Origin of the sequence: Streptomyces lacaronensis, assembly GCF_047337785.1 — a bacterium.
GTDB classification, from domain to species: Bacteria; Actinomycetota; Actinomycetes; order Streptomycetales; family Streptomycetaceae; genus Streptomyces; species Streptomyces lycopersici.
Genome location: NZ_JBLHDK010000003.1, coordinates 7,765,496 through 7,783,989, shown reverse-complemented (window position 1 = coordinate 7,783,989; position 18,494 = coordinate 7,765,496). Strand labels below are relative to the sequence as shown.

Genomic DNA, 18,494 nt, shown 5'->3' with positions numbered 1-18,494 from the left:
GCCGGCTCACCCCTGAGACGCGGCCCACCACAGAATGACCGCGGCCACCGCCAAACAGGCCAGCATGATGAGGACGACCTGCCGGCGCGCCGCCGCGTCGGCGGTCATCCGCGGCGAGCCGAGGGCCCCGTGTGCCTGGGCGAGGTGGTCGAGCCCCTTGTGCCGGGCGCCGCCGTAGGTGATCCGCTCCTGCCAGTCGCAGTGCCGGCAGCCGAGCAGCCGCCGCTGCCGCGGACCGTAGCCGTAGCTCACCTCGAAGACCGTGCCGTCCTCGTGGATGGCGGTGATGTGATGCGTCACGCCTCGCACGACTGGTGAACCCCCCGGTTCTTCCGAGTCGACGGGCTCCGGCGCCACGGATCTCGCGTCCGCGGCGCCGGAGCCCGTCGTCGGGTGTGTGTCCGGTACCCGTGATCCGGGCGCGATCACCCGGACCGTGATCCGGGCGCGGTGGCCCGGACCGGGTCAGCAGCCGATCAGACGGCCGCCGAGGTAGGACTGGATCTGGTCGAGGGAGACCCGCTCCTGCTTCATCGTGTCGCGCTCGCGCACGGTGACGGCGTTGTCGTCGAGGGTGTCGAAGTCCACGGTGACGCAGAAGGGCGTGCCGATCTCGTCCTGGCGGCGGTAGCGGCGGCCGATCGCGCCCGCGTCGTCGAACTCGATGTTCCAGTGCTTGCGCAGGTCCGCGGCGAGCCCCTTGGCCTTCGGCGAGAGCTGCGGGTTGCGGGACAGCGGCAGCACCGCGACCTTGACCGGCGCCAGCCGCGGGTCGAGCCGCATCACGGTGCGCTTCTCCATCTTGCCCTTGGCGTTGGGCGCCTCGTCCTCGACGTACGCGTCGAGCATGAAGGCCAGCATCGCGCGGCCCACGCCCGCCGCCGGCTCGATGACGTAGGGGGTCCAGCGCTCGCCGGCCTCCTGGTCGAAGTACGACAGGTCCTGGCCGGACGCCGCGGAGTGCGCCTTCAGGTCGAAGTCGGTGCGGTTGGCCAGACCCTCCAGCTCGCCCCACTCCGAGCCGCCGAAGTTGAAGCGGTACTCGATGTCAGCGGTGCGCTTGGAGTAGTGGGAGAGCTTCTCCTTGGGGTGCTCGTACCACCGGATGTTCGCCTCCTGGAGACCGAGGTCCCGGTACCAGTTCCAGCGCTGCTCCATCCAGTACTCGTGCCACTTCTCGTCCTCGCCCGGCTTGACGAAGAACTCCATCTCCATCTGCTCGAATTCACGCGTACGGAAGATGAAGTTCCCCGGCGTGATCTCGTTGCGGAACGACTTGCCGACCTGCGCGATACCGAACGGCGGCTTCCTGCGCGAGGTCTGCTGGACCGCGAGGAAGTTGGTGAAGATGCCCTGGGCGGTCTCGGGGCGCAGATAGGCGACCGAGCCGGAGTCCTGGGTCGGGCCGAGGTGGGTGGCGAGCAGCCCGGAGAACTGCTTGGGCTCGGTGAAGCTGCCCTTGTTGCCGCAGTGCGGGCAGTTGACGTCGGCCAGGCCGTTCTCGGGGAGCCGGCCGTGCTTGGCCTCGTACGCCTCCTCCAGGTGGTCCGCGCGGAACCGCTTGTGACAGGAGGTGCACTCGGTCAGCGGGTCCGTGAAGGTGGCGACGTGGCCGGACGCCTCCCACACCTCACGGGCCAGGATCACGGACGAGTCGAGTCCGACGACGTCGTCACGCGAGGTGACCGTGGAACGCCACCATTGCCGCTTGATGTTCTCCTTCAGCTCCACACCGAGCGGTCCGTAGTCCCAGGCGGCGCGCTGGCCGCCGTAGATCTCGCTGCACGGGTAGACGAAGCCACGGCGCTTGCTGAGGCTGACGATGGTGTCGATCTTGTCGGCGGCCACGGTGCTCTCTTCATTGATGACGACATTGACGACGAAGCGAATGCTTCAGGTTACCGGCGGCGGCACCCCCCGGATCAAATCGATAGCCGAAGCGATCAACAAGAGGACAGTTGTTGACAATCGTTTCCATCTTTGTTGAAAATGAGAGTCATGAACATACGCCGCCTCAGGCCCACGACCGCCCTCGTGGGAGCCGCCGCACTGGGTCTGACCACCCTCACAGCCTGCTCCACCAACGCCGGAGACGGAAGGACGGACGGCAAGCTGGACGTGGTGGCGTCGTTCTATCCCATGCAATTCCTCGCCCAGCGGATCGGCGGGAACGCCGTCCATGTCTCCTCCCTGACCAAGCCGGGCGTCGAACCGCACGATCTGGAGATCAGCCCCCGGCAGACCGCCGATCTCAGCAAGGCCGGTCTGGTGGTCTACCTCAAGGGCCTCCAGCCCTCCGTGGACCGGGCCATCGCCCAGGCCGAGCCGAAGCAGGTCGCGGACGCCGCCTCATACACCTCGCTGGAGGACCACGGCACGGAGGTCGAGGGCGAGCACGAACACGGCGGCGAGGGCGAGACGGGGCACGAGGGCGAGGATGCGCACGAGGGGCACGACCACTCCGGCGACGCGGCAGCCGACCCCCACATATGGCTTGACCCGGTGCGCTACGCCCAGGTGGCCAAGGGCGTCGGCAAGGCGCTGGAGAAGGCCGACCCCGATCACGCCACGACGTACAAGAAGAACACCACCGCCCTGGTCAAGGAGCTGAGCACGCTCGATCAGGACTTCCGGAGCGGTTTGAAGGGCCGTTCTTCGGACACCTTCATCACGACCCATGCCGCCTTCGGCTATCTCGCCGAGCGCTACGGCCTGCGGCAGGAGGCGATCTCCGGGCTCGACCCCGAGTCCGAGCCCAGCCCCGCCCGGGTCAGGGGGCTGCACACCATCGCCAAGAAGGACAAGGTCAACACCGTCTTCTTCGAAACCCTGGTGAGCGACCGCACGGCCAGGACGCTGGCGGGCGATCTCCATCTGCGGACCGATGTGCTGGACCCGATCGAGGGCATCGGCTCCAAGTCCAAGGGCGACGACTACGTCCAGGTGATGCGAGCCAATCTGAAGGCGCTGAAGAAGGCGCTGGGCGCCAAGTGACGGAGGAAGCCATGAAAGCCGAGGAGACCCGGGAATCCGGGGCGGCCGGGGGATCCGGGGCCGGGAAATCGGTGGCCGGGGAATCCGGGGTCGTCCGGGAGGAATCCGGGGTGGCCCGGGAGGAATCCGGGGTCGTCCGGGAGGAATCCGGGGTGGCCGAGGGCCCGGCCGCGGACCCCATATCCCTGCGCGGCGCGACGGCCACCCTCGGTGGCCGCCCCGTGCTGCGCGGTATCGATCTGACCGTCCGCCGCGGTGAGGTCGTGGCGCTGCTCGGCGCCAATGGCTCGGGCAAGTCCACCGCCGTACGGTCCATCGTCGGCCAGGTGCCGCTCAGCGGCGGTGAGCTGGCCCTCTTCGGCATCCCCCGCCGCCGCTTCCGCGACTGGGCCCGGATCGGCTACGTACCGCAGCGCACCACCGCCGCCAGCGGCGTCCCCGCGACCGTGCGCGAGGTCGTCTCGGCGGGGCGGCTGGCCCGCCGCCGGTTCGGGCCGCCGCGCAAGGCCGACCGGGCGGCCGTTCAGCGGGCCCTGGAGCTCGTCGGCATGGCCGACCGCGCCCGGGACCCGGTGAGTGCCCTGTCCGGCGGTCAGCACCAGCGCGTACTGATCGCCCGCGCCCTCGCGGGCGAACCGGAGCTGCTGATCATGGACGAGCCGATGGCCGGGGTCGACCTCGCCAGCCAGGAGATCCTCGCGGGCACCCTCCGCGAGCAGGTCGCCGGCGGCACCACGGTCCTGCTCGTCCTGCATGAGCTCGGTCCGCTGGAGCCGCTGATCGACCGCGCGGTGGTGCTCCGTGACGGCTGCGTCGTCCACGACGGACCGCCGCCCAAGGCCGTGGGCCAGCACGCGCTGCCCGGCCACGATCACGTCCATCCCCATGCGGCGCCTGACGCCGAACCGATCCGGACAGGGTTGCTGACCTGAGATGCTCGAGATCCTCGACTACGCCTTCATGCAGCGGGCCCTGCTCGCCGCCGTCCTGGTGGGCATCACCGCGCCCGCCGTCGGCATCTACCTCGTCCAGCGCCGTCAGGCGATCATGGGCGACGGTATCGGCCATGTCGCCCTCACCGGCGTCGCCCTCGGCTTCCTGACCGGCACCAACCCGGTGTGGACCGCCGTCGTCGTCTCCGCCCTCGGCGCGATCCTCATGGAGCTGATCCGCTGGTACGGCAAGACCCGCGGCGATCTCGCGCTCGCGATGCTCTTCTACGGCGGGATGGCGGGCGGTGTGCTGTTGATCAACCTCTCGCCGACCGGCTCCAACGCCAACCTCACCACCTATCTCTTCGGCTCGATCACCACGGTCTCCCCCCAGGACGTCGTCGCGATCTCCCTGCTCGCCGCCTTCGTCGTGGTGATCACCCTGGGGCTGCGCCGCCAGCTGTTCGCGGTCTGCCAGGACGAGGAGTTCGCCCGGGTGACCGGCCTCCCGGTGCGCACGCTCAATCTGCTGCTGGCCGTCACCGCGGCCGTCACGGTCACCGTCGCCATGCGCGTCGTGGGCCTGCTCCTGGTCAGCGCCCTGATGGTGGTCCCGGTCGCCGCCGCCCAGCAGGCCACCCGGGGCTTCGCGATGACGCTCGCCCTGGCGATCACCATCGGCGTCGTGGTGACCCTGTCCGGCACGGTCTTCTCGTTCTACAAGAACGTCCCGCCCGGCGCGAGCATCGTCGTCCTCGCCATCGGCGTCTTCGCCCTGATCACGGCCCTGGCCGCGCCTCTGGCGAAAAGACGCGCGGGGCGGGTGGCCACGGCCGAGGAACGATGCACCCTGAGGGATGATGTACTCGTATAGTCCACTGCTCGTAGTCCACGCTCGTAGTCCACGCTCGTAGTCCACGCTCGTAGTCCACTGCCCGGCCAATGCCCGGCTCCATCGCCCATCCCGTCACTCCCGTCCGCTACCCAAGCGATAACTGGCACAATGGCCGGGCAGAAAGCGCGGTGGGCGCGGAACGGGCCCCGAGAGCGACGGAGCATGCGAGGTTGAGGAGGCAGCTGTGGCGACCGCCGGTCCCCCAGTACGCGGCCGGTCCACCAGGCAGCGCGCCGCGGTGGCGGCGGCACTGGACGAGGTGGACGAGTTCCGCAGTGCGCAGGAGCTCCACGACATGCTCAAGCACCGTGGCGACTCGGTCGGCCTGACCACCGTCTACCGCACCCTCCAGTCCCTCGCCGACGCCGGCGAGGTCGACGTGCTCCGCACCACGGAGGGCGAGGCGGTCTACCGCCGGTGCAACAGCGAGGAGCACCACCACCACCTGGTCTGCCGCGTCTGCGGCAAGGCGGTCGAGGTGGAGGGCCCCGCCGTCGAGAAGTGGGCCGACGCGATCGCCGCCGAGCACGGCTTCGTGGACGTGGCCCACACGATCGAGATCTTCGGCACCTGCGGCGACTGCGCCGCGGCCAAGGCCTCCCAGGGCTGACCCCCACTCCGCGGGGTCACCCCTCACTCCGCGGGGTCACTCCCCACTCCACAGGGTCACCCTGCGGTCCGCTTCCCCCCGGGGCCGTCACAGCCTTGTACTGAAACCACGCCCCGTACGCGTGGCACCCCGCCCTTCGGCGGGGCACCGAGTACGGTGCCAAGTACATGAACATTACGGCTACTTGGGGGAAGCCTGATGTCCTTGTTTCCTGATCTACCGGGGCTGCCGGGCCTCTTCGTCGATCCGCCGTCCCCGAAGAAGACCGCGGGTGCCTTCCACACCGCCAGCGCGACGGGGCAGAACAAGATCAAGCTGGACGACCCCGAGGCCGCCGGGAAGGCCCATTCGGGCTGGGCGGTCGCGAAGCCCAACCAGGAGTGCGTCACGGCATGGCGCAACCGTCTGCACGAGCTCGGCAAGTCGGCGAGGGAAGCGGCCGCCGCCATCACGGACGCCATGGACGACTACATGGACACCGACCTCTCCATCGAGGCGGAACTCCGCAAGGACGCCCGCTGGCTGGAGGGTGCCTGATGGTCTCCGTACCCGACCTCCGCTCCGCGAGCCCGCAAGCCTGGCGCGACGCCGCCACCGATGCCCTCAGCGCCGCCAAGCACTGCGAGGAGATCGGCACCTTCGCCCGCGAAGACGTGGCCCGCACGATCGAGAAGCAGTGGGTGTCCGACGCGGGACTCGCAGCCCGCCGCACCTTCGTCAAACACGCCGAGGACTACGAGGCGGCGCATCTGGCGCTGCGCGAGCTGTGCCGCGTCTACGACGACCTGGCCGACGAGATCGAGGCCGCCCAGCGCGATCTGAGCAGCGCGCTGGGCTACGCCACGGACCATGAGCTGACCGTCGACGACAGCGGTCGCGTCTCCCACTCCAAGCCGGTGGCCTCCGGACAAGGTGACGACAGCCAGTCGGAGCCGGTCCGGCACGCCCAGGGCATCATCGAGGGCGCCCTGTCCCGCGCGACCAAGGCCGACACCACGGCGTCGGCCGCGCTGCGGACCATCAGAGGCCTCACGGAGATCTCCGACCCGAAGCTGGTCAAGGAGGCGCTGAAGAAGAACAGCCCGCTGGCCATCGCACTGCGCCTGACGGGAGCGCCCGACGGCCCGCATCCGATCAATGTCTCCCCCGCGCAGCTCGCCGCCGTGGAACGGGCCGCGAAGGAGACCGGAATGAGCAAGACGCTGCTGCTGTCGATCCTCTGGCAGGAGCAGCAGTGGTACCAGAACTACGACAAGGACGGCCGTGGTCTCCTGCCGAGCATCGGCAGGATGTTCAACTGGACGCTCCAGCAGACGATCAAGCCGGACAAGTCGCTCGGTATCACGCATATGAAGCTGGGGACGGCCCGTAATGTGATCGGTCAACACCGACAGGCGTTCACCACGCCGGACGGCACCTATCTGGGAGACCTCAGCGATGCCCAACTCACCAAGTACATCGAGGAGAACCCCAACGAGGACATCCGCCTGAGCGCGTACTACCTCCAGGAGTTGCGGAAGAATCCGTACGGCTCGGACACGGACAAGCAGCTGTTCGTGCTCTACGCCGCCGACACTCCCGACGTCCGCGAGAAGAACGAGCAGTACGGGGACGACTCGGACCACCGAGGGGGCGACATCAAGACCCGCGGCGAGAACTGGGACAAGCTCCAGCCGCGTCTCGAGGACGCCAGGGCGTGGGAGGCCCTGAGCGACGAGGAGCGCCAGAAGGCCTTGGAGCAATTGGAGGGCGCCACCCCCAAGGGGCACTCGTTCACCGTCGACCCGATCTACGGCGGTGAGACGCCCGGCACCGGGACCGGCGAGCCGGAGCCCGGTACTCCGTCGCCGGAGCCCGGGAAGTCCCCCACCCCACCGTCCTCGGGTGGCAAGAACGACGATGGAGGCGGCGGGGGCGGCGACAAGAAGCCGACCGAGCCCAGCCCCGGTCTCACACCGCGTCCCTCGGCGACGGGCTAGGACCCCTGAAGAAGTGAGTTCATGAAGCGAGTGATCAGCGTGTTCGCGGCGGGGGTGGCCATGGCCGTCCTCGCCGCGTGCGGCAACACCACGCAGGGCGGCACCGGCTCGTCGCCCAGCCCGAGCGCCACGATGCCGGGCAATGTGCCCACGAAGCCCGAGTACACGGACGCCGACGCGGTCGTGGAAGCCCTCGAAGCAGGGGGTATCCCATGCGAGATCACCCGCCGCTCGCAGGGCGGCAGTGCCGGAGGAAGCGGCCTCGGATGCGCCTCCGTCATCGACGGCGTCAAGTTCGAGAACGACATCCAGGTGCTTAATCCGAAGAAGTTCAGCCGCGACGATGTCGGCGACTCCATCGCCTCCCACAGAGCGCCACCGACCAGCCACACCTTGGTCGCCGCGGGTCACTGGTTCGTATGGGTCACCGAGCCCCGCTTCGCCAACCGGATCGCGGCCGCTCTCGGCGGCGTCGTACTGCCGCCCAAGAAGGCCAAGATCCCCGACTATCCGCTCCCGGACATCCCCCGCGCCCCCCGCTACCGAACCGTCGGCGCCCTCGCCGACGACCTCGCGGCGGCGGTGGGCTGCGACGACCGGAAGCAGCGCTCGGACACCGTCCTGACCTGCACCACCGGCAAGGACACCGGCTCGCCCAACTGCGCCACCCTCGCCCTGCACGGCTCGGACGCGGACCGTAACGCGGCGCTGCGCGAGGCCATCGCCTACAAGGGCGTGCCCGCGACCCTGGTCACGGCCGGCAACTGGACCGTCAACCTCTGCGACTACGACCTCGGGTCACGCGTCGCCGACGCCCTGCGCGGCACGGTCGTGTCCTACGACGGAGGCTGACCGCCGATGCCCTCGGAAAACCCCGGCCGCACCCCTGTCCGCGTGCTGCGCCGAGCGGTGTCCGTGTTCGGGCGGGGGCGAGTGGCGTTTGTGCGGGGCTGGACGCATCCGCGGCTGAAGTGGCCCAAGCGGCTGGCGGCGGGTGCCGCTGTGCTGCTGGTGGTGCCCGTTCTGACCGCCGGGGTGTCGCTGCGGCTGCAGTACGCGGGGGATCCCGCGCCCGGGACGCGGACCCGTGAGCGGGACGCGGTGTGGCTGGGGCATGCCTGGGTGGACGGGCGCAATGGTGAGGCGCAGTTGGCCGAGCTGGTCCAGCGGATGCGCGGCACCGGCATCCGGGATCTGTACGTACACGCGGGCCCGCTGGAGCATGACGGCGGCCTGCCCGCGGCGCGCTATCCGAAGGCCCGGTGGCTGGTGGAGGCGGTGCGGCGGGAGCTGCCCGGGGTGCGCGTTCAGGCATGGCTCGGCGACGTGCTGTCCACCGAGGGCAAGACGGGATTGGACCTCGGCGAACGGGCGACGCGCGAACGCGTCGTGCGCTCGGCGCGCCAGGTGCTGGACGCGGGGTTCGCGGGCGTCCACTTCGATCTGGAGCCGCTGCACTCCGGCGACCGGGACTACCTGTCGCTGCTGGACGATGTGCACGCGGTCACCCGCGCCCACCGCGCACCGCTGTCGGTGGCCGCCCACCAGATCGACCCGCTCCCCTCCCTCCACTCCGTCGCGGGCTTCGTCGCCGGTCACCCCAAGTGGTGGTCGCAGTCGTACTTCGGCGCGGTCGCCCGCCGGGTCGATCAGATCGCGGTGATGTCCTACGACACGGCGATGCCCATGGAGAGCCTGTACGGAGGCTATGTGGCGCAGCAGACGCGACTGGCCCTGGAGGCGACCCCGCGCGGCACCGACCTGCTGATGGGCCTCCCGGCCTTCCACACCGACGACATCGGCCACCACGAATCGGCCGAGACGGTGGCGGCCGCCGTCCGGGGCGCCCGCCTCGGCCTGAGCCGCGAGGACGCGCGCCGCGAGCGGTTCGGCGTCGCGCTGTATGTGGACTTCGCGGCGACGCCGGGTGACTGGGCCGCGTACCGGAGGGGCTGGGGCGCGCCGAAATCGGATTGATCTCGGTGGGCGTTGTGGGTACGGTGCCCGACGTGATGAGCCCTGAATCAGACAGAACGGAGCCGCCGGTCGTTCGGCGGCGAGTCGTTCTCTGACCACTGACCTCATTTCCGGGTCCACTCTGGGTCCACCGACCTGGTTTCTGGGTCGATCTCGCTTCCAGCGACCGGACACGACTCCGTGTGTCTGGTTCCGCTTCGGGCTCATGACGTAGTCCGACATCCAGCACGCGGCCGCTCTTGCCCGCATTCGCTCATTCATCGCTGGAGTCGACCTCTTGCCTGTCTTCCTTTATGTCCTCGCGCTCGCCGTCTTCGCGCAAGGGACGTCCGAGTTCATGCTGTCCGGTCTCGTACCGGGAATCGCCCGCGACCTGTCCGTATCGGTGGGGGCCTCGGCGAGTCTGACGTCCGCGTATGCGATCGGGATGATCGTCGGCGCGCCGGTGATGGCCGTGTTGAGCGCGCGCTGGCCACGGCGGCGCGCGCTGGCGGGCTTTCTGGCGGCGTTCGTCGTCGTGCATGTGATCGGGGCGGTCACGACGGACTTCGCCGTGCTCTTCGGAACGCGTGTCGTCGCCGCGGTCGTCAACGCCGGTTTTCTGGCGGTCGCGATGTCCGTGGCGACGACACTGGTCCCCGCGGAGCGGCGCGGCAGGGCCACCGCCGTCCTGCTGTCCGGGGTCACGCTGTCGTGCGTCGCGGGTGTCCCCGCGGGGGCGCTGCTCGGGGACTGGTCCGGCTGGCGTTCCGCGTTCTGGGCCGTGGCCGCCCTGTGCCTGCCCGCGCTGGCGCTGGTCTTCCGTCAGGCGCCCGCCGACGCGGCGGGTCGGGCGGACGTCTCGATCAGGCGGGAGGCGGGTGCGTTGCGGTCGCGTCCGGTGCGGTTGGCGATGGTCCTCGCGGCCGTGGTGAACGGGGCGACCTTCGCGACCTTCGCCTACCTGGCCGTCATCGCCACGGACATCGCCCACCTCCCCGACGCCGCCGTCCCCGCCCTCCTCGCCGCGTTCGGGGCGGGCGCGTTCGTGGGGGTGACCACGGCCGGGCGTACGGCCGACGGCGGGCTCGGGAGGGGCCTGCTCCTGGCGCTGTGCGTCCTGCCGGTGGGCTGGGCGGTGCTGGCCGCGACCAGTGCGCATACGGCCCCGCTCTTCGTCGTGACGATCGTCCAGGGCGCCCTGTCGTTCGGCGTCGGCTCAACGCTCGTCGCGCGCGTCATGCATGTCGCGCCCCAAGCCCCCTCGCTGGGCGGTTCGTTCGCCACGGTCGCGCTGAACGCGGGGGCCTTCCTGGGCCCGTTGATCGCGGGCGCCGCGACCGGGACGACGGGCGACTACCGGGACGCGGCGTGGGTCAGCGCCGCCCTGGCCGCGACGGCGGTCGCCGCCGTCGCGGCATCCCGGGGGCGGGTTGCCCGCGCCGGGGTCGAGGAAGCCGGATAACCCACCGGTCGGTGGTCGAGTGCGACGTCAGCACGTCCAGCAAGGCTTTGGTGGGCTGACGTCGTACTCCCTCCGATGCCATCAGCCCAGGCTCAGGCTCCAGACGTCCCCATGCCCCGGGCAGTCGTCACGCTCCTCCTCGCTATCCACCACCAGCACGGAGACCTTGGTCTCCGGTACTCGGTATTCGAGATAACCGCCTTGAGGACGAAGATCGATATCAGGCGCGTCGGGGGTTCGCGACAGTTCCTCCCGCAGTTCGCTCCAGGGGCAGTACTCCGGGAACTCCACGCCCGTGTCACGGCGCCATTCCGCTGCCATGCCCTGGTCATCAGCCGCCAGTCGATGCAGTTCGATCATGCCGCTGGTCATGCTCCACTCCCCCGGGCCGCCGGAGAAGTAGAGCTCCACGAATCCGTAGTCCCTGCGGAGCGTTCTGTGCCCCTCGTCGGCCACTTCGATGAAGTCAGCCTTCACTGCCTGATCGACCTCTTCGAGGGACGATCCAATGCCGACGCCGTGAAGTCGTCCGGTCGCAATCACGCTCGCCAGAGCGGCGACACCGTTCATGCGCCCGCCCCATTTAGTGCTGCACAGCAACGGTCACGTCGCCCGGATCAGGCAGCGCCGTCGGGGCCTCGTCGGTGTACCAGGAGTACTCCAGAGCCGACAGACTCCCATCGCTTACCCATAGCAGCAGTTCGCCGACCAACTCTCCGGAGGAGTCCTTCACAGCGCCAGTAGCGGGGATCACACCGTTGGGGACCTCCGCAGGCGGAAAAGGCTCAACCACTTTGAGGTCCACGCTGGGGGAATCGCTCCCCCAGCGACCGACGACACGCGCTTGAGGAACCTGCTGCCTCAATTGCTCAGCACCGGGGAATCGCACTGAAAGGAGCTTGTTCAGTGCATCACGTTCAGCTGCTTGTAGATGTCTGGACCGGCGCCCAACTGTCGTCATTATTTCCACTACTGCAGGCTGGCCGCGAGTTCCCGCATGTACTTAATCCCTTCCTCGCTGCAAGAAAGGACGACTTGGAACCTCGCCCTGGCCGCTCCATCGACAGATCGCCCCACATAGGACCATTTGGACCCAGCCCTATCCAGGATGTTCAGGAATTCACACAACTCCCCCTGATCTTCGGTCAGGATCTTATGCGCATCTTCGATAAAGAGAAAGTATTGGTCCGCAGGAAGCCAATTCAAATCCCGCAGGCAGTCATTCAACGCGGGAAGATTCCACCCAAAGTAATCAGGCAACCGAAAATCGTCCCAAAAACTTTGAAATACTCCATCGAGGTTGGCCATCTCGCTTCCATCCATCCATGCAGCGAACGTCCGGCCCGGCAAAGGCTGCAATGAACGCAACGGCGCATGTGCATCGGGGCCCACGAGGTGAAGCCAGGGCTTGATTTCGATCCAGAGGTTCTGCTCCATCACCACTTTGGACTCTCCACGACGATGTAAGTCTGGTAATGCGTCGGGGTGTAGTAGATGGAGCCATCGCTCCCCCACACCGTCCTTTCGCCTCCCGGCTTGGGGTTCGAGCTCGACGCTGGCGCACCATATTCTCGGTAAGTGATCGGGTTACCCGAAGCATCATGCGTCGGAAGGCGGTAGGCGCCGTTCTTTCCGCTATTACTGAACGGCTCCATTGTCAGGTTCGGCCCGTGCCATTGAGAGCCCCAGCCCGTAGCGTCTCGGCCATATTTTTTGACATCATTGATGGACTCCATCGCTTCATCGGGAACCTTCGCGGGGATCCATCCACCGAGCTTACTCGTGTCGCCCAGCTGGGTGCCCGATTCGAACCCCTTGGGGGCACAAGGATTCAGCCCAAGTGGGTCGGTCCAGGAGTACGGGTTTCCGATGTATGCGATCGGGTTGGGCGCTGGGGCGAGGCCCAGGGGGTCGGGGGTGACGTAGCGGGCCGTCTCCGGGTCGTAGTGGCGGAAGTAGTTGTAGTACAGGCCCGTTTCGGGGTCGGCGTATTGGCCGGGGAAGCGGAGGGGGCAGTCAACGGCATCCGGGCTTACCGGGGAGGGGAAGTCCGTACCCCAGAGGGTGGTGCGGTGCTGCCAGGCCAGGTCACCGGCCGCGGTGACCAACTCCGTTGGGGTGCCGACCAGGTCCGTGATGATGGCATGGAAGCGCGGCGTGGTGTCGTCATCGGCGCCGGTGAATTTCTCTATGAGGGATTCGCCGGGCTCACGCACCAGTGACGTGTGGTCGGTTTGGGTCAGGGGGCGGTGGGTGTCCGGGGCGTAGTCCCAGGTGGTGTGGTTGCCCTCCGGTGTGGATTGTTCGGCCAGGCGGGTGTCTTCCCATGCGAAGGTCACCGATTCCGCCACCGTGCCGTCCTCGGCCAGGCGTTGTTTGGATACGCGGCGGCCGAGGGGGTCATATGTGTAGTGCCAGTGGTCGCCGTCCGGAGTTGTCGCGTCCGTCAGGCGGTCCTCGGGGTTCCAGGTGTAGGTCCAGGTGCGGGTCTGGCCGTTGAGGAGTTTGCGAGTGCGGCGGATCAGGCGGCCCTGGGCATCGTGCTCATAAGACGTGCGGCCCGATCGGTGGATCAACGTGCCGGTGAACTCGCGGTCGCCGGGCGCCTCATGGCCCGGGGCCGTAGCGCGCGTCAGGTTGCCCGCCGCGTCGTAGGCGTACGTCTCGGTCCAGCCGTGCGCGTGGACGGCGGTGACGCGGCCGACCGGGTCGAGATCGAAGCGTCGGGTGCCTGACGTCAGCTCGCGGATCTCGGTGAGGTAGCCGTCCGGGCGGTAGGCGTAGGAGCGGTGTTGGAGGATCCGGTTCGCCTCGTTGCCACGGCCCTTGGCGATTGTCTGGGTGGTGAGGCGGTCTGCTCTGTCCCAGATTTGGGTCAGGCTCACCGTCTCGCCGATGCGGCGTTCCGTCTCGCGGCCCGCCGCGTCGTACGTGAAGGTCAAGGCCCCTGACGTGCCCGCGGCCAGTTGAGTGGGGCGGCCTGACTCGTCGTAGGTCCAGACGCTCCGCAGACCCGAGGGCATCGTGCGTTCGGTGCGGCGGCCCACGGCGTCATACGCGTACGTCGTCCTCCGGCCGTTGACCGTTTCTGACAGGACTCGGCCCAGCGCGTCCCGTTCGAGAGTCACCACCGAGTCGGCGTTGCTCGCTTGGGTCAGGGCGCCCTGTGCGTCGTAGGCGTACGTCGTCCGTGCGCCCGCCTCGTCGCGTTGTTCCGTCGTGCGGCCCAGCGCGTCGCGGGTGAAGTGCAGCGTCTCGCCCGCGCCGCCTGTGCGGGACAGCAGGTCGCCCGCCGCATCGTGGGTGTAGCCGATGGTGCGGCCGTTGAAGTCGGTCTCGGAGGTGAGCCGGCCCGCCGGGTCGTAGGTATAGGTCCAGGTCAGGCCCTGGGGGTTGGTGACCTCGGTCAGGCGCAGCTCGGTGTCGTAGGCGAACGCGTACCTCGCGCCGTCCGGCTCCGTACGGGTCGCGGGTACGTCGAAGTGGGTGGAGGTCTGGTGGGTGGTGTGGCCCGCCGGGTCCGTGTGGGTGAGGAGGTTGCCCTCGCCGTCCCAGATCCAGCTCTCCCTGGCCCCGTCCGGCTCCTGGCGCCACGCCGGTTTGCCCTCGGTCGTCCAACCCATACGGGTCGTACGGCCCAGCGGATCCGTCACCTCCACCACCCGGCCGAAGGGATCCCGGCGGACGCTCGTGGTGTGCCCCAGCGGGTCCGTCACGGCAATGGGCAGCCCGGCCGGGTCCGGGGTCAGACGCGTGGTGCTACCCAGCGCGTCCGTCACCTCGGCCAAGTGGCCCCGCTCGGTGTAGCGGTAGGCCGTGGTCGCCCCCGCCGGATCGGTCGTCGAGAGAAGGTTCCCCGTGTCGTCATACGTGTGGCGCCACGTCCCGCCGCCCGGCTCGGTGACCTCCACCGGCAGGCACAGGTCGTTGTACGTGGCCTCCGCCCGCGCCCCGTCCGGCAGGGTGACGCCGGTCAGGTTGCCGTCCTCGTCGTACGCGTAGCGGGTGGTACGGCCCAGGGGGTCCGTCACCGCGACCTTACGGTCGCCGCGCGCGTCCCATTCCGTCAGCGTGGTGTGGCCCAGCGGATCGGTCTCCTCGATCAGCTGACCGTCGGCGTTGTACCGGTACGCCGTGCGGTGGCCGAGCGAGTCCGTGTAGACGGTCGTCCGGGCCTCGTCGTCGTACTCCAGGCTGCCGTTGAAGACGCCGTCGCTGCCCTCGGTGCGCACCACCCTCCCGTCCGGCCCGTAGACGTACCGGAACGACGTGCCATTGCGGTCCGTCCAGGACGTCACCCGCCCCTCACCGTCGTAGGTGAACCGCAGCGGCTCGCCGCTGGAGTTGATGACCTCGGTAAGGTTGCCCGCCTCGTCGTAGCCGTAGCGCATCACCACCGTGCCGCCCCCGCGGCCCCGCTCCGGCTCGTAGACCGACGGCGGCTCGTCGAGGAGCCGCAGCGCCGTGACCCGCTCGCCCTCGGTATCGATGGCCAGGTAGTAGCCCCCGGAGTGACGCACGGCCAGCGGCGCGCCACTCAGAGCGCGCTCGATGTCGATGCGCGCGCCATTGCGGTCCTGCAGGCTCTCCAGGACCAGATAGACCGCGCCCGGCTCCTCCGTGGCCGCGGGACGGACGAACGTCCGCACCACACCCGCCTCCGGATCGGTGACCGTCATGACACCGTCCGGTTTGCCGTCCCACTCCAGCGGCCACCGCGCGCCCTTCACGGGCAGCGCCGGCACCCCCGGCTCCGGCACCGGATACACCAGCCGCATCCCGTCCGCGGCGGCGAACACCACACCCTCCGCGTCCAGTTGCACCCGCTCGTCCAGCAGACTGGCCCAGGTCGGGCCGAACCACACCCCGCCCCGGTACGAGGACACATGGGTGCGCTCGAAGACCAGCGGCAACGAACCGGGCAGCGTCAGATCGGCGTGCTCCATCAGCATCGCGCCCGTCGCGATGTCGATCGGCTCACCCGTGCACGGGCACTTCTTGGCCGGGCGCGCGGCCGGACCCTCCTCCACGAGATTCGGGCGCATCGAGGGCACCTTCGGCGGCTTGAGCAGGTCCGGGACGCCGGTGAGCTTCGGCGTCACACCGGGCTTGAGCACCCCCAGCCCGGCGCCGAAGATGCCGCCGTCGATCATGCCGTCCTTGGCGGCCTGGTTGACCTCGTCCAGGCTGAAACCCTGCTGCTGCCCCAGGGCGATCTTCACCGGCTGGGCCACCGCCGCGTCGATCGTCACCGACAGCACACTGGTGAAGACCGCGCCAGTCAGCATCTCCGCCGCGATGATGGCGACCGACTCCTCCACGGCGACGCCCAGGCCGGCGGCCATGGCGATGATCTCCGCCGCTACTCCATCGGAGGCGCCCCCGGTGACGATGGTCAGCAGCCCGCCGCCAACGAGTGCGACGGCATCGATGCTGATCTGCGTCCACAGCTTCTCGATCGCGTCATCGACCGTGTCGGCGAACTTGTCCAGCGCTTTGGCCATGTTCCGGGCCGACTTGGCGAGGTTGCTCAGCCAGCCCTCGTCCTTGCCCTTGGCGTAACGCCCCCAGAAGGTCTCGAAGGCATCGATCGCCTCGCCCTTGTTGTGGTGGATGAGCGTCGTGGCCGCCTTGTTCGTGGCGACCCGCACATCGTCCACGCTGTCGGCGAACGTCCGCCAGGCGTCCGCGGCGTGGCGCAGCGTGCCGGAATTGGCATCCGGCCACCACATGCCCAGCTTCATCAGCAGGGCCTTGGCCTTGTCCTCGATATCGCTCCCGAAACTCACCGATGCCCGCCCGCGCCCGGCCCATGGGCGGAGCCGTGCTTGGCCTTGGTGAACATGCCCTCGATCAGCTTGTCATTGTCGACATGACCATCCGCCATGTCGTTCATCGCCTCATAGATACTGGTCAGCCCGAGAACGAGAATCCCGGCCGCCGACTCGACGTGCTTCTGGTTCGGCTTGTACTGCTTGCCGAAGTCCTTCCCCGGCTTGTCGTCCCCCCACGGCTCGCCATAGCCGTCCAGCGTCGAGATCAGCGTGGTCAGCGCCTCACTCAGCTTCACCGCCTGGTGATGAAAGGTCGGCGCGACCGACTTGATGTCCGCCACCTTGATGTCCAGAACCTTGCCACCGCCGTGCCCACCGCCGCTGCCCATGCGACGCCTCCCCCGCTGAACTGAGCGTTCGTCGTACAAAGCTTCCAGGGTAGGGCGGCAACCATCACGGACCGTTCAATGTCGCCTCTACAGCGAGTAAAGAGTGCTCGCCCCCAGCACGCGCCCCGTACCGCGTCCCGAGGGCCGTGGCAGGACACCGGCTACGAACCCGCCTACGACACCGAGCGCGCGGTCGCCGAGTACCTCGCCTGGCTGCGGGCGGGCAATGAGCGGTGAGCCAGAGCCCCTGGTCAACGACGGGTGAGGTGGGTGAGGGTGACGCCGTTGGGAAAGGCCGTGCGCTCGGCGACGTCGAAGACGGTGGGATCGAAGGCGCCGTCGAAGGCGGGAATCCCGGCACCCGCGACAACGGGGTAGTTCTTGATCACCAGTTCGTCGATCTCCGGCAGCAGGGCGCCCGCCAGCTTGCCGCCACCGCAGAGCCATACGTTCAGCCCCGCGCCGTCCTCCCGCTTGAGCTCTCTCACGAGGGCGAGCGGGTCGCCCGGGACGACGGTGACGGCCGGGTCGGTGTCGGGCTTGAGCGTGCTGGACACCACGTACTGGCGCAGGTGGGCGTACGGGCTGGTGATCCCCGCGTCGAGGGCGGGGCGGTAGCTGCCGAGGCCCATGACGACGGTGTCGAAGTGGCGGTTGGGCGCGTCGGCCAGGCCGACCGCCGCGCGGTAGGCGGTCGGGACCGTCTCGGGAAACAGCGCGTTGGTCCAGTTCGAGTAGGCGGCGGACTGCCGTTCGTCGCCGCCCGGGAAGAAGTCGTACTCGCCGCCGGGGCCCGCGATGCGGCCATCGAGCGTGATACCGACGTAGTACACGAGCTTTCGCATCTCTGGCCGCTCCAAACATAGTACTCTGCTTGTAGTGGTTGAAACGTAGTACTACAGCTGGAGTGGTGTCAATGGTGAGACGGAACGACCAGCGGCGCGCCGCCCTCGTGGACGCCGCGATCGAGGTGCTGGCCAGGGAAGGAGCACGCGGCCTGACCTTCCGCGCGGTGGACGCCGAGGCCGCCGTGCCCGCCGGGACCGCGTCCAACTACTTCGGCAGCCGCGACGACGTGCTCACGCAGGCCGGCGCCCGGGTCTACGAGCGGCTCCAGCCCGACGAGGCCACGATCGCCCGCCAGCGGGCGGCGGGCCGCGACCGGGAGACCTACGCGGAGCTGATGCGTGAGCTCGTCAGCCGCGTCGCCGCATTCCGCACCGGCTATCTCGCGCTGCTGGAACTCCGCCTCGAGGCCACCCGCCGACCCGGGCTGCGCAAGGTCCTCACCGAGCGGGTCCGGGCCGACCTCGACGCCAACGTCGCGTACCACGAGGAGTCGGGCCTCCCTGGCGACGCCACGGCCGTCAAGCTGCTCATGCTGGCGCTGAACTGGCTGATCGTCGAGCAGCTCACCCTGCCGGACGTGTTCACGGAGGCGGAGCGGGATCAGCTGGTGGCGGCCGCGGTGGAGCGCATCGTGGCGGCGGAGTAAGAGGG

Annotated in this window: 18 protein-coding genes; 11 read left to right on the top strand and 7 right to left on the bottom strand. The window is 68.8% G+C overall.

Annotated elements, in window-relative coordinates; genetic code table 11:
• Positions 1-6: 6 nt before the first annotated feature.
• Both ACMTAK_RS33305 and ACMTAK_RS33300 read right to left on the bottom strand, forming a co-directional pair.
• Complete coding sequence (locus ACMTAK_RS33305) at positions 7-300, bottom strand: hypothetical protein (RefSeq protein WP_413809584.1); 294 nt, start codon at positions 298-300, stop codon at positions 7-9.
• A 165-nt stretch (positions 301-465) separates the two neighbouring features.
• Positions 466-1,848: a glycine--tRNA ligase gene (locus ACMTAK_RS33300; RefSeq protein WP_413809583.1), complete on the bottom strand. Its 1,383-nt coding sequence runs from the start codon at positions 1,846-1,848 to the stop codon at positions 466-468.
• Between the two features lie 150 nt (positions 1,849-1,998).
• Here ACMTAK_RS33300 and ACMTAK_RS33295 point away from each other — a divergent pair, with 150 nt between their 5' ends.
• The 9 genes from ACMTAK_RS33295 to ACMTAK_RS33255 all read left to right on the top strand — a co-directional run bounded on the left by ACMTAK_RS33295 (position 1,999) and on the right by ACMTAK_RS33255 (position 10,831).
• Positions 1,999-2,994 carry a metal ABC transporter substrate-binding protein gene (locus tag ACMTAK_RS33295; protein WP_413809582.1) on the top strand — a complete coding sequence of 332 codons (996 nt, stop codon included), beginning with the start codon at positions 1,999-2,001 and terminating at the stop codon, positions 2,992-2,994.
• Positions 2,995-3,005: 11 nt separating this feature from the next.
• On the top strand, positions 3,006-3,926 hold the full coding sequence (locus ACMTAK_RS33290) for a metal ABC transporter ATP-binding protein (RefSeq protein ID WP_413809581.1): 921 nt from the start codon (positions 3,006-3,008) through the stop codon (positions 3,924-3,926).
• A 1-nt stretch (position 3,927) separates the two neighbouring features.
• On the top strand, positions 3,928-4,800 hold the full coding sequence (locus ACMTAK_RS33285) for a metal ABC transporter permease (RefSeq protein ID WP_413809580.1): 873 nt from the start codon (positions 3,928-3,930) through the stop codon (positions 4,798-4,800).
• A 205-nt stretch (positions 4,801-5,005) separates the two neighbouring features.
• Positions 5,006-5,431, top strand: a complete 426-nt coding sequence (locus ACMTAK_RS33280) for a Fur family transcriptional regulator (RefSeq protein WP_413809579.1) — start codon at positions 5,006-5,008, stop codon at positions 5,429-5,431.
• 198 nt (positions 5,432-5,629) lie between these two features.
• A complete protein-coding gene (locus ACMTAK_RS33275) occupies positions 5,630-5,968 on the top strand; it encodes a hypothetical protein (RefSeq protein WP_020871448.1) in 339 nt (112 codons plus the stop codon).
• Positions 5,968-7,410: a hypothetical protein gene (locus ACMTAK_RS33270; protein ID WP_413809578.1), complete on the top strand. Its 1,443-nt coding sequence runs from the start codon at positions 5,968-5,970 to the stop codon at positions 7,408-7,410. Before ACMTAK_RS33275 ends, ACMTAK_RS33270 begins: the two co-directional genes overlap by 1 nt.
• A gap of 21 nt (positions 7,411-7,431) precedes the next feature.
• Positions 7,432-8,262 (top strand): hypothetical protein, encoded by an 831-nt coding sequence (locus tag ACMTAK_RS33265; protein ID WP_413809577.1) that lies wholly within the window; start codon positions 7,432-7,434, stop codon positions 8,260-8,262.
• A gap of 6 nt (positions 8,263-8,268) precedes the next feature.
• A complete protein-coding gene (locus tag ACMTAK_RS33260; protein ID WP_413809576.1) occupies positions 8,269-9,387 on the top strand; it encodes a glycoside hydrolase family 18 protein in 1,119 nt (372 codons plus the stop codon).
• A gap of 277 nt (positions 9,388-9,664) precedes the next feature.
• The gene (locus ACMTAK_RS33255; protein WP_413809575.1) at positions 9,665-10,831 is read left to right on the top strand and encodes a Cmx/CmrA family chloramphenicol efflux MFS transporter; all 1,167 of its coding nucleotides are present in this window, start codon (positions 9,665-9,667) and stop codon (positions 10,829-10,831) included.
• Between the two features lie 81 nt (positions 10,832-10,912).
• On the opposite strand, the gene ACMTAK_RS33250 is transcribed toward ACMTAK_RS33255, so the two are convergent.
• The 4 genes from ACMTAK_RS33250 to ACMTAK_RS33235 form a co-directional block, all read right to left on the bottom strand.
• Positions 10,913-11,401: a hypothetical protein gene (locus ACMTAK_RS33250; RefSeq protein WP_413809574.1), complete on the bottom strand. Its 489-nt coding sequence runs from the start codon at positions 11,399-11,401 to the stop codon at positions 10,913-10,915.
• Positions 11,402-11,800: 399 nt separating this feature from the next.
• The gene (locus tag ACMTAK_RS33245) at positions 11,801-12,268 is read right to left on the bottom strand and encodes a barstar family protein (protein ID WP_413813070.1); all 468 of its coding nucleotides are present in this window, start codon (positions 12,266-12,268) and stop codon (positions 11,801-11,803) included.
• The gene (locus ACMTAK_RS33240; RefSeq protein WP_461773827.1) at positions 12,268-16,620 is read right to left on the bottom strand and encodes an RHS repeat-associated core domain-containing protein; all 4,353 of its coding nucleotides are present in this window, start codon (positions 16,618-16,620) and stop codon (positions 12,268-12,270) included. The genes ACMTAK_RS33245 and ACMTAK_RS33240 overlap by 1 nt, the downstream gene beginning before the upstream one ends.
• A complete protein-coding gene (locus ACMTAK_RS33235; protein WP_413809573.1) occupies positions 16,617-16,994 on the bottom strand; it encodes a hypothetical protein in 378 nt (125 codons plus the stop codon). The genes ACMTAK_RS33240 and ACMTAK_RS33235 overlap by 4 nt, the downstream gene beginning before the upstream one ends.
• A gap of 78 nt (positions 16,995-17,072) precedes the next feature.
• On the opposite strand from ACMTAK_RS33235, the gene ACMTAK_RS33230 reads away from it, so the two are divergent.
• Positions 17,073-17,231 (top strand): hypothetical protein, encoded by a 159-nt coding sequence (locus ACMTAK_RS33230; RefSeq protein ID WP_413809572.1) that lies wholly within the window; start codon positions 17,073-17,075, stop codon positions 17,229-17,231.
• Positions 17,232-17,245: 14 nt separating this feature from the next.
• On the opposite strand, the gene ACMTAK_RS33225 is transcribed toward ACMTAK_RS33230, so the two are convergent.
• Positions 17,246-17,839, bottom strand: a complete 594-nt coding sequence (locus ACMTAK_RS33225) for a dihydrofolate reductase family protein (RefSeq protein ID WP_413809571.1) — start codon at positions 17,837-17,839, stop codon at positions 17,246-17,248.
• Between the two features lie 71 nt (positions 17,840-17,910).
• Between ACMTAK_RS33225 and ACMTAK_RS33220 the strand changes: the two genes are divergently transcribed.
• Complete coding sequence (locus ACMTAK_RS33220; RefSeq protein ID WP_413809570.1) at positions 17,911-18,489, top strand: TetR/AcrR family transcriptional regulator; 579 nt, start codon at positions 17,911-17,913, stop codon at positions 18,487-18,489.
• Positions 18,490-18,494: the final 5 nt, after the last annotated feature.